Source organism: Gluconobacter sp. R75690, from assembly GCF_015244525.1.
Taxonomy (GTDB): Bacteria; Pseudomonadota; Alphaproteobacteria; order Acetobacterales; family Acetobacteraceae; genus Gluconobacter; species Gluconobacter potus.
The window spans coordinates 220233-233545 of record NZ_JABCQB010000002.1 but is presented as its reverse complement, the minus strand read 5'-3'; the positions used below and the strand labels follow the sequence as shown (position 1 = coordinate 233545).

Annotated in this window: 10 protein-coding genes; 4 read left to right on the top strand and 6 right to left on the bottom strand. The window is 61.7% G+C overall.

Going from position 1 to position 13313, the window contains the following annotated elements:
* From HKD27_RS03455 to HKD27_RS03445, 3 genes are all read left to right on the top strand, one after another.
* On the top strand, positions 1–804 hold the full coding sequence (locus tag HKD27_RS03455) for an SDR family oxidoreductase (protein ID WP_194688463.1): 804 nt from the start codon (positions 1–3) through the stop codon (positions 802–804).
* A gap of 80 nt (positions 805–884) precedes the next feature.
* On the top strand, positions 885–4190 hold the full coding sequence (locus HKD27_RS03450) for an efflux RND transporter permease subunit (protein ID WP_194264840.1): 3306 nt from the start codon (positions 885–887) through the stop codon (positions 4188–4190).
* A 20-nt stretch (positions 4191–4210) separates the two neighbouring features.
* Positions 4211–6136 (top strand): S9 family peptidase, encoded by a 1926-nt coding sequence (locus HKD27_RS03445; RefSeq protein ID WP_194688464.1) that lies wholly within the window; start codon positions 4211–4213, stop codon positions 6134–6136.
* A 34-nt stretch (positions 6137–6170) separates the two neighbouring features.
* Here the strand turns inward: HKD27_RS03445 and flgA are convergent, their stop codons facing one another.
* The 6 genes from flgA to HKD27_RS03415 all read right to left on the bottom strand — a co-directional run bounded on the left by flgA (position 6171) and on the right by HKD27_RS03415 (position 12367).
* Entirely contained in the window at positions 6171–7163 is a 993-nt protein-coding gene (flgA, locus tag HKD27_RS03440; RefSeq protein WP_194688465.1) for a flagellar basal body P-ring formation chaperone FlgA, read from the bottom strand.
* Between the two features lie 2 nt (positions 7164–7165).
* Positions 7166–7957, bottom strand: a complete 792-nt coding sequence (gene flgG, locus HKD27_RS03435; protein WP_011252520.1) for a flagellar basal-body rod protein FlgG — start codon at positions 7955–7957, stop codon at positions 7166–7168.
* Positions 7958–7991: 34 nt separating this feature from the next.
* Complete coding sequence (gene flgF / locus HKD27_RS03430; protein WP_041111478.1) at positions 7992–8732, bottom strand: flagellar basal-body rod protein FlgF; 741 nt, start codon at positions 8730–8732, stop codon at positions 7992–7994.
* A gap of 82 nt (positions 8733–8814) precedes the next feature.
* A complete protein-coding gene (locus tag HKD27_RS03425; protein ID WP_194688466.1) occupies positions 8815–9996 on the bottom strand; it encodes a GNAT family N-acetyltransferase in 1182 nt (393 codons plus the stop codon).
* Positions 9997–10021: 25 nt separating this feature from the next.
* Positions 10022–10489, bottom strand: a complete 468-nt coding sequence (locus HKD27_RS03420) for a RidA family protein (RefSeq protein ID WP_062496420.1) — start codon at positions 10487–10489, stop codon at positions 10022–10024.
* A gap of 99 nt (positions 10490–10588) precedes the next feature.
* Positions 10589–12367 carry a chloride channel protein gene (locus tag HKD27_RS03415; RefSeq protein WP_062496418.1) on the bottom strand — a complete coding sequence of 593 codons (1779 nt, stop codon included), beginning with the start codon at positions 12365–12367 and terminating at the stop codon, positions 10589–10591.
* 167 nt (positions 12368–12534) lie between these two features.
* On the opposite strand from HKD27_RS03415, the gene HKD27_RS03410 reads away from it, so the two are divergent.
* Complete coding sequence (locus HKD27_RS03410) at positions 12535–13302, top strand: alpha/beta fold hydrolase (RefSeq protein ID WP_194688467.1); 768 nt, start codon at positions 12535–12537, stop codon at positions 13300–13302.
* Positions 13303–13313: the final 11 nt, after the last annotated feature.

The following is a 13313-nucleotide window of genomic DNA, read 5'->3' as shown; positions in this document are numbered from 1 at the left end:
ATGAATATCCTGATTACAGGGGCCGCATCCGGCATCGGACGCGGTCTTGCCCTGAAGCTGGCCCGCCCCGGCGTTTCCCTGCAACTTTGCGATCATGCGGCAGACGGCCTGATGGAAACGGCCCGGCAATGCGACAAACAGGGCGCCAGAGCAGTCCCAGCCGTTCTGGACACACGAAACCGGCAGGGCATGGCGGACTGGATCGCAACCGCTTCCGGCGAGCGGCTCGACATGGCGTTCCTCTGCGCAGGCATCACGGGGGGTTTGCCTCCTGAAGCCGATGACGGTCTGGTGCTGGAACGTGAAGAGCGCGTGTGGGAGATGCTCGACACCAACCTGACTGGAACGCTCAACACGTTCTTTCCGGTCGTGGCGGCCATGCGCAGGCAGCAGCGGAATGGCGAGAACCTTCGGGGGCGGATCTGCGTGATGGCGTCCGTCGCGGGATTCGTCTGCTATCCCGGCACCCCCTCCTATTCCGCGTCCAAGGCCGCGCTGGACCGTTTCATCGTGGCCAATGCCGCCCATCTGCAGCGCTTTGGCATCAGCCTGACCAGCGTGTGCTGCGGATTTGTCGATACGGCCATGGTAAAGCAGAACCGTTTTCCGATGCCGGGTCTGGTGTCCACGGAAGAGACCGTCCGCCGGATCCTGCGCGGCACGCTGCGTCAGACGCGACGGGTAATCTTCCCGTCCTGGCTGGTCATGGGCTCCCGACTGATGGACCTGCTACCACCCCGGCTGGCCGAGCGGTATTATATGACCCAGCCCTCCGCCCAGCCGGCGGGAATGCCCGATTTCTGACTCCCTGCACGGCGGATAACTGACATTTTGTGTCCTATCAGTAATGACCTTCGGCGCGGTTTTATGGATAAACTGGCCGCATGAATTTCTGCCGCCTGTTCATAGACCGCCCGGTCGCGACGACACTGATGTCCATTGCCATCTTCATGGCGGGGTTCATCTGCTATCCGCTCCTGCCTGTCGCCACGATGCCGGACATGACCACAACGTCCATCATGGTCGTGGCCACCCAGCCGGGCGCGGACCCGCAGCAGATGGCGACATCCGTCACCACACCTCTGGAGCGCAGGCTCGGATCGATTGCGGATCTGGAAAGTATTGAATCCGATACCAGTGCCGGACAGGCCCAGATTTTCCTTGAATTCTCGTCGTCGCGGAACATCGACGGCGCTCTGCGTGACACGCAGGCCGCGCTGCGCGCCGCGAGAGCCGACCTGCCAACCGGAACGATGGATGCCGATCCGCAGGCCTTCAAGATGGATGGTGGCGGCTTCCCGGTCTATCTGATGAGTCTGACCGGCGACCAGAAAACCCAGGCCGAGCTCTACGATATCGCCAATATCCGCATCAAACCGCTTCTGGCCGAGGTCAAGGGCGTGGGCCGTGTGGAGGTCGTGGGATCGACGAACCCCGCCGTCCGTGTCGAGCTCAATCCAGGTCCGCTCTACAAATGGGGCATCGGCTTTGAGGACGTCCGCACCGCCCTTGCCTCGGCCAATGCCTTCACGCCCAAAGGCTTCATCGACAGCAACGGGCAGCGGATGATGCTGTCCACCAACGACCAGGCCATCAACGCGTCCCAGTACCGGGACCTGATCGTTGGCTATCGCAACAATTTCTATCCGGTCCGGCTAAGCGACATCGCCACCATCACCAATAGCGTTCAGGACGTCTACCAGACCAGCTACATCAACGGGCATCGTGCCGTTACCCTTGTCGTGACCGCCCAGCCGCATGCCAATACCGTAGCCATCGTGGACGGCATCAACGCCAACCTGACCCATCTGCGCGATGCCCTGCCGGCGGACGTCAATCTCGTCGTGGGTCTCGACACGTCGCGCTCCATCCGGGCATCCCTCGCGGATGCACGCCTGACGCTGATCCTGTCCGTCGTGCTGGTCGTACTCGTGATCCTGCTGTTCTTCCGCAAGCTGATCACAACGCTCATTCCGGCTGTAACGGTCCCCATCGCCCTCTCCGGCACACTGGCCGCCATGGCTGCGTTCAACTTCACGCTCGATGTCCTGTCGCTCATGTCCCTGACCATCGCGGTGGGTTTCGTGGTCGATGACGCCATCGTCGTGCTGGAAAACATTGCCCGCCACATGGAAGAAGGGAAAGACCGCTACGAGGCCAGCCTGATCGGCGCTTCAGAAATCGGCTTCACGGTCCTGTCCATCAGCGCTTCTCTGGTTGCGGTGTTCATCCCGCTGCTGTTCCTGCCCGGCAGCGCTGGCTCGATCATGTTCGAATTCTGCATGACGATGATTTCCGCCATCGTGATCTCGATGTGGCTCTCCCTGACGCTGACGCCGATGATGTGCGCGCATCTGCTGGAAATCGACCACGGTGAGGAATCCCGGAAAGGCATCCTCGGCCACATCGCTTTCGTCACGGAAACCTCGCTGGGCTGGACGCTGAAACAATATGGACGGTCCATGCACTGGTGCCTGCGCCATCCGGTCCTGATGGGTCTGACCCTGCCCCTCAGCTTCGTGGTGCTGGTTGGTTCGGTCGTGCTGATGCCCAAGGAATTCATCCCCTCGCAGGACATGTCGCTACTGGCCGGGCGCATCAAGGGCGATGCCACCATGTCATTCCAGGAAATCGACCGGCGCCTGCGGGAAATCGGCGCCATTACCCAGACGGACCCGGACGTTACATCGACAACCATCTTCAGCGACGACAAGAACAGCGGTGAACTCTACATCCATCTAAAGGAAAAGGAGGAGCGCGCGTCTGCCGAGGTCATTCTGGACCGTATCCGCAAGCGCCTGCCCGATGAGCCTGGGGCCGACATCTCGTTCTGGAGCGTTGGCGGCAGCAGCCAGGGCGGCAGCAGTTCCAAGAATACCGGCAGCTACCGCTACGTCCTGCGTGGAGACAACGTCGCCGACCTGTTCGGATATCTCCCGACCCTGCTGAGCGCCCTGCGCGCCTCGGGCAAGCTGGTCAATGTGTCTTCCACGACCGAGGGACAGTCGGTTGCGGCCTACATCACCGTTCACCGCGACACGGAAGCACGCTATGGCATCACGCCGCAGCTGATCCAGAACGTGCTGTATGATTCCTACGGCCAAGCCATCGTTTCCACGATCCACCTGCCTACGACCGAGCACCGCGTCGTCATGGTGCTGGCTCCGCAATACCGCATGGACCCCGAAATGCTCCGGCAGGTCTGGATTTCCACGTCCGCAGGCACGGCAGCCGGTGGCGTGGCCTCCAACCTGATCCGGGTCCGCAGCGACGCCAGCACGTCCGCGAACAGCTTCACGTCCCTGGCCACGGCCTCCATCCAGAACTCGCTGGCCAACCAGATTTCGGGCAATTCCTCCAGCGGCGCCGCAGTCTCCTCCTCGACCGAGACCATGATCCCGCTGATCAACGTGGCTTCCGTCCTGTGGAAGCCACAGCCCCTCGATATCACCCATCGCGGCAGCTATTATTCCGCCAATATCTCCTTCGATCTGGCGACCGGCGTAAGCTATAATGATGCGGTCGAACTGATCAAGCAGACCATGCAGGACACCCACGCTCCGGACGGCGTTCTGGGCGACTTCACCGGGACGGCCGGCGATACCCGCAAGCTCATGATCAATGGCGGCCTGGCGTTCCTTGCCGCGATTGCCGTGATGTATATCGTGCTGGGCATTCTCTATGAGAGCCTGATCCATCCCATCACGATCCTTTCCACCCTGCCTTCCGCCGGGATCGGCGCGGTTCTGGGGCTGTGGATCGCGGGAGAGTCTTTCAGCATCATCGCCATGATCGGCATCATCCTGCTAACGGGCATCGTCAAGAAGAACGCCATTCTCGTCATCGATTTTGCAATCCACGCTGAACGTATCGAAAAACTGTCCCCGAAAGATGCCATCTTCAAGGCGTCCATTACCCGCTTCCGCCCCATTCTGATGACGTCCCTTGCCGCCGCTCTGGGCGCGGTCCCCCTCATCATCAGTAACGGGTATGGCGCGGAAATGCGCCGGCCGCTGGGCGTTTCGATCCTGGGCGGCATGGTCGTCAGCCAGCTTCTGACACTGTACACCACGCCGATCGTCTATCTGTGGATGGATGCCATCGGCATGAGAAGTAAACGTCTTTGCCACTGGTTGCTCGGCCTTGTGCGTCGGCACAGCGGCACCGAGCCCTCCGCCAGACAGATCTGAACCCGGACGACAAACGACCCATGACCCTATCCCGTCGCATTGCCTTGCTGGCAGCCATGTTCCCCATGACGGCACTGGCCACCCCCGTCCAGCTTTTTGACCATATTTCCATTTCCCCGGATGGAAGCCGGCTGCTTTCTCTGGAGGAGCCGACCGGAGACACCGCACAGCCCGACAGTTCACGGCCCGTGCTGTACACGCTTCCGTCCGGCACCCGCAGCGATCTGGCTCTGTGTCATGGTTGTGAAGCAAGTTCGTTTGCCTGGCGCCGGGACGGGCAGGCGCTGGCCTATGTCCTGAAAGATCCTTCGGTCAAAACCCTGTCGGTCTGGCAGGCGGGCCGGGACGGTCACCATGCGGTGCAGGTCCTGACCTTCACGGGAACGCTTCAGTCCCTGTCCTACGGACCAAAAGGCCAGCTTGGCGTTCTGGCGATCGAAAATGCACATCGCCAGCCCGGCGCGATGGAAGCAGGAGCGCCTCCGTCCGGAGAAATCAATGCGCAGATCGATGAACAGCGGATCGCCACGATTGAGAACGGTCACCTGAACTGGCAGTCGCCAGCGGACCTGTACGTCTACGAATATGACTGGCGGCCGGGCGGACAGGGCTTTGTCGCCACGGCAGCCCCGGGCAACGGGGATGATCACTGGTGGATCGCAAAGCTCCACGCCATTGAAAACGGCCACGACACCGTCCTTTACACGCCACCCCAGCAACAGCAGCTCAACCTGCCACGGGTCTCCCCCGACGGAACAAAGGTCTCCTTCATCGGTGGCCTGATGAGTGATTACGGGGCGATTGGCGGCAATGCTTATAGTCTGGACCTGACGAAGCCCGGCGCCCGGCCGGTCAATCTGACACCGGGTCTGAAAGCGACTGTCACCGACCTGTCCTGGGACTGCGGACTGGGCCTTATCGCCACGGGCCTCAAGGGAGATCGCAGCGTCATCTGGTCCTTGCAGGGTGGACTGAGGCCGCTATGGGAAGAGGCCATGATGCTGTCCAACGGCCGATCCGAACCCAGTCTTTCCTGTGCCGGGCAGCACACGGCCATCATCCGGCAGAGCTTTGAGAAAGCCCCGGAAATCGCCGCCGGTCCTATCGGGCAGTGGAAGCCTGTCAATCGCGATAATGCCGCCCTGCCACCCCATCTCAAGGCACGCAGCCTGACGTGGAAAAGCGATGGCTATTCTGTACAGGGCTGGCTTCTGGAACCTCTGAAGCGCAAGCCGGGCGTGGAACAGAACGGCAAGGTCCCGATGATCGTCTACGTCCACGGTGGCCCGTCCAGCGCTTCAAACCCACGCTATTTCCGCGACAACAGCAAGCTGGCGATGGCGCTTCTGAATGCGGGATATGACGTCTTCATGCCCAACCCACGGGGCAGCTATGGACAGGGCGAGGCCTTCACCGCCGCAAACCGCCGGGATTTCGGACATGGAGATCTGCGTGACATCCTGCGCGGCGTCGATATGGCAGAAAAGGTCGCGCCCATTGATGACCACCGCCTTGGCCTGACCGGCTTTTCCTATGGTGGCTACATGACAATGTGGAGCGTCACCCAGACAGACCGTTTCCGCGCTGCTGCTGCAGGTGCTGGCATTGCGAACTGGCTATCCTATTATGGCGAGAACAACATCGACAGCTGGATGCTGCCGTTTTTCGGGAAGTCCGTTTACGACGATCCGGACATCTATGCCCATTCCTCGCCCATTCTTTATATCAGGCAGGCGCATACGCCGACCTTCATTTACGTTGGTTCAGCGGATGAGGAATGTCCGATGCCACAGAGCCAGGAATTCTTCCACGCGCTCCAGACGCTGCATGTTCCAAGCTCACTCGTCATCTATCCCGGGCAAGGGCATGGCATGAGCAACCCAAAGGCCTGGGACGATGCGGTCCAGCGCACCATTCACTGGTTTGATCGTTATCTGGTGAAATAACAGCCAGAGCCTGGACCTTCCTCTTTCTGAAAGCTCAGAGAGAGGGAAGCGCTGTGGTCTGCTGATGCGTCCGGTTGTCGGTGGAAAGCGGCATGATGCCGGGGATGACTTCCACTTCCGTCCGATCCACAACACGCCCCGTCAGGACCATGCGGCTGCTGGCATTGTAGACATGCACGGTGTCACCTTTGCCGCCTGCTTCCAGAACGGTTCCTGAAACCGTTAGATGAAGGCTCGGGCCGGAAAATGCCGCGACCACCGGCGATCCGCGATGCACGAGTTGCGGATGCGCGAGTTCGGACACGCTGAGGACCTGACCGGCGGCGAGCACTCCCCGTGCCTCAAGACCGACAGCATCTTCGGGAGACTGAAGGGCATCATCCGGAATCAGGCCGATGCGAACAAAGGTCATGGTGACGTCTTCTGGCAGGATGGGCTGTCCCAGATGCATGGCGTGACGCAGGGTCACGGCCCGGACTTCCATGGTCGCCGTTCCGCTCACATTGAAAGCCGTCCCCTGTCCGCCGCTTGCAGAAGGAACTTCAAGGCGCGCGGTGAAATGCTCGCTGCCATGAGGGGGACGATCGATATGCAGGATCGTCGGTGCCGCCTGATCGGCAACGGGAACGGCAACAGGCTTGAACCCTGTCAGGGCCACCTCAACCCGGGCCTCGGACGGAAGCTCCAGACCTTGCCGGATGACGGGAAGCACGTCATCAACCGTGATCATGCGCGCCGCATGTGTCACGGTGGTGGACACCAGCGGAGAGGCATCGGGCCAGTCCACGCCGAACTGCGCGGCAATGGCTGTCAGCTGCGGACCACCGACCACATAACTGGCTCCCAGTGCCGGGGCATCTCCAATCTCGGTATCCTGTCCCTTGCCCAGATCGGCGAACAGGTCGGACAGGCGCACGCGCGGATGATCGACATTGACGTTTGTCCGCAGGGTTGCGGCAGAAGCGGACGACAGTGCTGTGCATCCTGCCAGCAGCAGGATGCCACCTTTCAGCAGGATACGGCTCATGCTTAGCCACCACCCAGATTGGTCACGGTTTTCATCATGTCATCCGACGCGGTGATGACCTTGCTGTTCATCTCATAGGCTCGCTGGGCCGTGATAAGATCGGTGATTTCCGTCACGACGTTGACGTTCGAGTTCTCGACGTAGCCCTGCATGATGCTGCCGTAGCCGACGGCTTCAGGATTACCCATCATGGCGTCGCCCGATGCGGTCGTCTGGGTGAACAGGTTCTGTCCCATCGCGGCCAGACCGTTCTCATTGGTGAAAATGCCAAGCTGAAGCTGTCCGACGAGTGTCGTGTTGTTCTGCCCGGCGATCTGCACACTGACCTGTCCGGACTGATCGACGGAGATGCTCTGGGCATTATTGGGGATCGTGATCGTGGGGCTGATGAGATAGCCATCCGCCGTCACGAGCGAACCGTTATTGTCCATCGAAAACGTGCCGTCACGGGTATAGGCAAGCTGCCCTGACGGAAGCTGGACCTGGAAATAACCCCGTCCCTGCACGGCCAGATCCAGGGAATTGCTGGTCTGTTCAAGACTCCCCTGATCGTTGATGCGGTAAATCGCGGCCGTCTTCACACCAAGGCCAACCTGAGCACCCGCCGGAATGGTTGTACCCGTATCAGACGAGCTGGCGCCGACACGGCGGATGTTCTGGTAGATCAGATCCTGGAACTCGGCACGGGAGCGTTTATAGCCCGTGGTGCTCATGTTCGCGATATTGTTGGAAATGGTTTCAACGTTGGTCTGCTGGGCCTGCATGCCCGTTCCGGCGATGTCGAGTGCGCGCATGGAGAGTTATCCTTGTCCCGTAAGGGTCCGTAAATCAGGCCGAGACCTGGACGATCTTGTCGATGGCGTTTTTCTGGCGCGTTGCTTCGGCGTCCACGAACTGCGCCATGAAGTCGAAGTTCCGCTGGATTTCCATCATCTGCGTGACTTCGGTCATCATCTGGACGTTGCTGCCTTCCACCATGCCCTGCACGATGTTGGGCCGCTCGACAGCGGTGGTCGGCTGGTCGGAACGCAGCAGCCTGCTGCCTTCGGCCTGGAGCCTGTTGTTATCCTGCGCCGTCACGATCCCGATCTGGCCCTGTTCGCCGGTTTCGGTCGAGATCACACCGTCTGCGGAAATGGTGATGCGATGGTCGGTCTGGGGCAGTTCGATCGGCTGGCCGTCACGGTCCAGCAGGGCATTTCCATTTTCGTCGACAATGGCGCCGTCCTGCTGTTCCTCGAAACGGCCGGCCCGTGTCAGACGGACGCCATTGGCAGTGCGCACCTGAAAATAGCCCTCGCCACCCAGTGCGAGATCAAGGGGATTGCCGGTCGACTGCATGTCGCCCTGCTGGAAGTCCCGGTACGTCGCACGGTCCTGCGTATAGGATTCCGTATCCGCACCTTCGGCCTGCTTTGAGCCGTGCTGGTGGGACAGGAAGTCACTGAAAAGGACATTTTCGCGCTTGTAGCCCACGGTCGAGGCATTCGACATGTTGGCCGCGACCACGGACATGGCGCGCTGCTGGGCATCCATGCGCGAAAGCGCGATATAGGTACTGTTCTCCATGGGCTTTACAGGCTCCGGTCAATCCCGATTTCGGAGCACAGCCTAGCCGCAGAAAGCTTTCCCAATCGTTAAACGAACAGGGTTATCCCGACTCGTCGTGACGATATGGTGAAAGAGTTTCCAGTTCCGCGGCCTCTGCCTGCATGGCGGCCCGTTCTTCTTCCACAAAGGCGGCCACGGCCTGTCGTAGACCGGGATCGAGGATGGCGTGCGCGGAATGGGTGAAGGTCGGAAGATAGCCGCGCTGGATCTTGTGCTCGCCCTGCGCCCCGGCTTCGACGCGGGACAAGCCATGTTCGATAGCGAAGTCGATCGCGCGGTAATAACACAGCTCGAAATGCAGAAAGGGCCAGTCCCCCTCGCAGCCCCAGTTGCGACCAAACAGCGCGTCCGTCCCCATGAGGTTCAGGGCACCGGCAACCGCTTTTCCGTCATGATGGGCCATCATCAGGACCACACGGTCTCCGAGCCGTTCGGACAGCATGGGAAAGAAGCGTTCCGTCAGATAGGCGCTGCCCCATTTCCGGTCGATCGTGGACTGGTAGAAGCGGTAGAATGCTTTCCAGTCTTCCGGGGTGATCTGGTCTCCACGCAGCGTGCTGAAGGTCAGACCGCAGGACTGCGCGGCACTGCGTTCCTTGCGGATGGATTTGCGCTTGCGGGAGGCTAAAGCGCCCAGAAAATCATCGAACGTGGCGTAGCCGTTGTTCTTCCAATGATACTGGATGCCTGTGCGCGACAGGTAACCTGCTTCGGTAAAGGCGTCCATCGAAGCGGCATCGCAGAAATTGGCGTGCAGGGAGGACAGACCAAGTTGCGCCGTGGCCTGAATGAGCGCGGAGGCCAGAGCCTGCGCCACGCCTTTCGGATCGGGCAGATCGGGACGCAACAGCAGCCGTGGGCCGGGAACCGGCGAGAACGGAACGGCGCAGACGAATTTTGGATAATAGCGACCGCCCGCGGCTTCGTAAGCGCGGGCCCAGCTCTGGTCGAAGACATACTCGCCCCAGGAATGGGACTTTCCATAAAGTGGAGCGAGGGCTGCGATGGTCCCGTCCGGCGCCCGCAGCACGGCATGACGCACGAGCCAGCCGGTGCGGTCCGCGACAGAACCGCTGTCTTCAAGAGCGGACAGGAAGCCGAAAGAGACGAACGGATTATCCGCACCCGCACAGGCATCCCAGGCCTCGGCCCCGATCTCGTGGATCGAGGCGTGGAGGCTCAGGCTCCAGTCAGGGGACGGGACGGTCTCCGGTTCTCCCATTCGGTCTCTCCCATCCCCAGGGTGATCAGACGATTTCGAACAGCGCCTCGACTTCAACCGGGGCGTTCACGGGCAGGCTCGGCACACCGATGGTGGAGCGGGCGTGACGGCCGGCATCACCAAAAACCTCGACGGCCAAATCGGACGCGCCGTTCATGACAGTGGCCTGATCGGTGAACTCGGGCGTGCAGGCAATGAAGCCGCCCAGACGGACAACGCGGGTAATGCGGGAAAGATCACCGTCCAGCGCCGCCTTGGCCTGAGCCAGAACATTGATGAGGCAGGCGCGAGCACAGGCCACACCGGCATGAACCGAAACCTCGTCGCCGAGCTTGCCGGTGATCAGCAGCTTGCCATCCACCAGCGGAAGCTGGCCGGAGACGATGAGCTGGTTTCCGGTACGGACGGTCGTGACGTAGTTCGCAACCGGAGCGGCTGCGACCGGCAGCGTGATCTCAAGGTCGGCGAGGCGGGATTCGGGGGTTGCGGTCATGGCAGGTCTCCGGTTGGGGCGCCCGAAGCGGGCATCTGATGGGACCGCATGTTGAAACGGGAACGCTGTGATGCCAAGGGGCAAGACCGCATCGGCAGATCAGGTCGGCAGGCTTTCGTCCCCCGCCAGACTCCGGCGGCTGCGTTCGAGTTCCTCGGCATAGCGGCGCAGGGCGTGCTGTTCGGTCAGGGTTCCGATCACTTGCCGGGACTGTGGGTCCTCGACCACGACCAGCGCGTCGGCCTCGGCTTTTTCGAACAGTTCGATCGCCTCGCGGATGTTCATCTGTGGCGTGAGCATAGCGTTGCGGAACAGCGCCAGCGTTGCGATCGGCATCTGCGAAGCCGGAACGGCGTGCAGCTCTGCCAGATGAACGATGCCATCATAATACCCCTCGCCATCGAGCAGGACGATCCGCTGGGCCGAGCCAAGCGGGAACAGGGCCTGCGCGCGGTTTACAGGCGTTTCCGCCGGGAGTGTGCGGACCTGCCCGCGCATCATCCGGCGGACATTGAGCGAGCGCATCCAGCCGATATCGACGGCGGATCGGATCGATTCACCCCGCAGATGGAAGCGCCATGTCGCAAAGCTGTAACCGAACAGGCGACGCACGGTCAGGAGCGACAGCACCGCAGCCACAAGTGTCGCGCCGCTCATGGACACGCTGCCGGTCAGTTCCAGCATCAGGCAGATCATGGTCATGGGGCTGCCGATCACGGCCACGGCCATGGCGCTCATGCCGACCAGCGCACAGGCCGTGACGGAATCCGGCGCAACGCCTAGCGGTTCCAGAAGCGTGCCGTAGATCGTGCCCGCCAGAGACCCAAGATAGAGCGATGCGAAGAACAGACCCCCGCGAAACCCGGACCCGATACACAGGCAGGACGCCAGAGCCTTCAGGAGTAGCAGGACAACGGCCATCTGCGCGGTGACGTTTCCGGCGAAAACAGCGCGCATGGCTTCGTGCCCGGCGGACAGGACGGACGGATGCAGCGTCGCCAGCCCACCCACGATCAGCCCGCCAACCGCAGGCCGCAGCCAGACAGGTCCGGGCATCTTACGGAACAGCGCCTCGGTCTGGGTGACGCAGAACATCAGGCCGATCGCCGTCAGGGCTGTCAGCACACTGATGATGACCGCCCCGGCCGTCCCTTCCCAGGACAGAGTGCCCGGAGACGGAATGACGATCCCCGGCGGCACACTCCCGAGCGAGCGTGTCACGCCTACACCCGCAAGCGCGGCAACCGCCACAGGAGATAGGCTCCCCAGAGAATAGGAACCGATCACCAGCTCGAACGCATAGAACGCGCCGGCCACGGGGGCATCGAATGCCGCCCCGATCGCAGCGCCTGCTCCAGCCCCCACCAGCACGCGCAGATCCTCTCGCCGCACCCGGAAGGAGCGCCCGATGCGGGAACCGAAAGCCGCGGCAATCTGGGTAAATCCGGCTTCAAGCCCGATGGAGCCGCCCACCCCGTTGGACAGAATCGTCTGACAGACAATGACCAGACTGTCCCGCACCGACATGCGGCCGCCATGTAGCGCGTTGGCTTCAATGGGATCCACGGGACTGCGGGGCATGATTTTAGCGACCATGACGCCGAACAGCCCGATCGCCAGGCCGCCGCCGGTCAGCACGGCTACCGTTCGAAGCGGTGGCAGGGCGGTCAGGCCGGACAGATGGCCGCCGGAGACTCCCGAGACCCCGAACAGCATCCTGTGCATGAAGAACGTGAGATGGGTCATGACGACCACGCACAGACCCGACAGAACCCCGACACATCCCGCCAGAACGCTCAGCCAGATCTCATTTCCACGCACCAGGGTTCGCAGATTCGACGGCGCATGGGGAAACAGACGCGCCTGAAAGCGGTTCATCCGCTGACGCAGGACGCGGGACCTGTCCTGAAAACGGCCGGAAGAGCCGTCAGGAGATGCGGGCGAAGGGGCGGGACTGGTGGACAAGCGAGCTCCCGAGCGGCAGGTGTGATCCTGTTTGACGGCAAGCGCGTCGCCGATCAACAGCTGTCATGGAAGGATCATTGATGAAACTGCATGTCATCGAACGGGGCGAAGGCCCGGAAACGGTCGTCTTCCTGCACGGGCTGTTCGGGCGGGCTCGGAACCTCGGCTTCCTCCAGCGCGGCGCGGCTGCCGATTTCCGGACCCTTGCGCTGGATCTGCGCAATCATGGCCTCAGCCCGCATGGCCCCGTCAGCTATGCGCTCATGGCGCAGGACGTTCTGGAAACGCTGGATGATCTGGGGATCGAGCGTTTTGCCGTCGTGGGTCACTCCATGGGCGGGAAGGTCGGGATGATGCTCGCCCTGGCTGCTCCCGAGCGCGTCACAAAGCTGCTCGTCGCGGATATCGCGCCCGCCCGGACCGGCCATGGACATGGCGACATGATCGCCCGACTGGCCGCCATCACATTTCCCGCATCGCTCGAACGACGGGAAGGACTGGATCTCCTGGAACCCGTGGCAGGCAGCCGACCCGTTGCCGAACTCCTGCTGCAGAACATCCGGCTCGGCGATTCGCCGGGGTGGAGCATCGGTTTTGACGATCTCGCCCGTGACATTCACGAAATCGAAAACTGGCCCGATCTGCAGATTGCGCCCTACGAAGGGTCTGTTCTTTTCCTGCGTGGCGGGGCGTCTCCCTATGTCCGCCCCGAGCATCACGATCAGATCCGGACTCTTTTCCCACACGCGCTGATCCACTCCCTGCCCGACGCCGGACACTGGCTGCATGCTGAACAGCCGCGCCCATTCCTCAGGGAAATGATGGAATTCCTGCGCACGCCGACCTGAGACAGGACGTT

Bases quoted from the DNA above. Each gene is read 5' to 3' on its own strand.
- HKD27_RS03415 (WP_062496418.1), bottom strand. From the start codon at position 12,367: ATGAACCGCTTTCAGGCGCGTCTGTTTCCCCATGCGCCGTCGAATCTG.
- flgG (WP_011252520.1), bottom strand. From the start codon at position 7,957: ATGCGCGCACTCGACATCGCCGGAACGGGCATGCAGGCCCAGCAGACC.
- HKD27_RS03420 (WP_062496420.1), bottom strand. From the start codon at position 10,489: ATGACCGCAACCCCCGAATCCCGCCTCGCCGACCTTGAGATCACGCTG.
- HKD27_RS03425 (WP_194688466.1), bottom strand. From the start codon at position 9,996: ATGGGAGAACCGGAGACCGTCCCGTCCCCTGACTGGAGCCTGAGCCTC.
- flgF (WP_041111478.1), bottom strand. From the start codon at position 8,732: ATGGAGAACAGTACCTATATCGCGCTTTCGCGCATGGATGCCCAGCAG.
- HKD27_RS03450 (WP_194264840.1), top strand. From the start codon at position 885: ATGAATTTCTGCCGCCTGTTCATAGACCGCCCGGTCGCGACGACACTG.
- HKD27_RS03455 (WP_194688463.1), top strand. From the start codon at position 1: ATGAATATCCTGATTACAGGGGCCGCATCCGGCATCGGACGCGGTCTT.
- flgA (WP_194688465.1), bottom strand. From the start codon at position 7,163: ATGAGCCGTATCCTGCTGAAAGGTGGCATCCTGCTGCTGGCAGGATGC.
- HKD27_RS03410 (WP_194688467.1), top strand. From the start codon at position 12,535: ATGAAACTGCATGTCATCGAACGGGGCGAAGGCCCGGAAACGGTCGTC.
- HKD27_RS03445 (WP_194688464.1), top strand. From the start codon at position 4,211: ATGACCCTATCCCGTCGCATTGCCTTGCTGGCAGCCATGTTCCCCATG.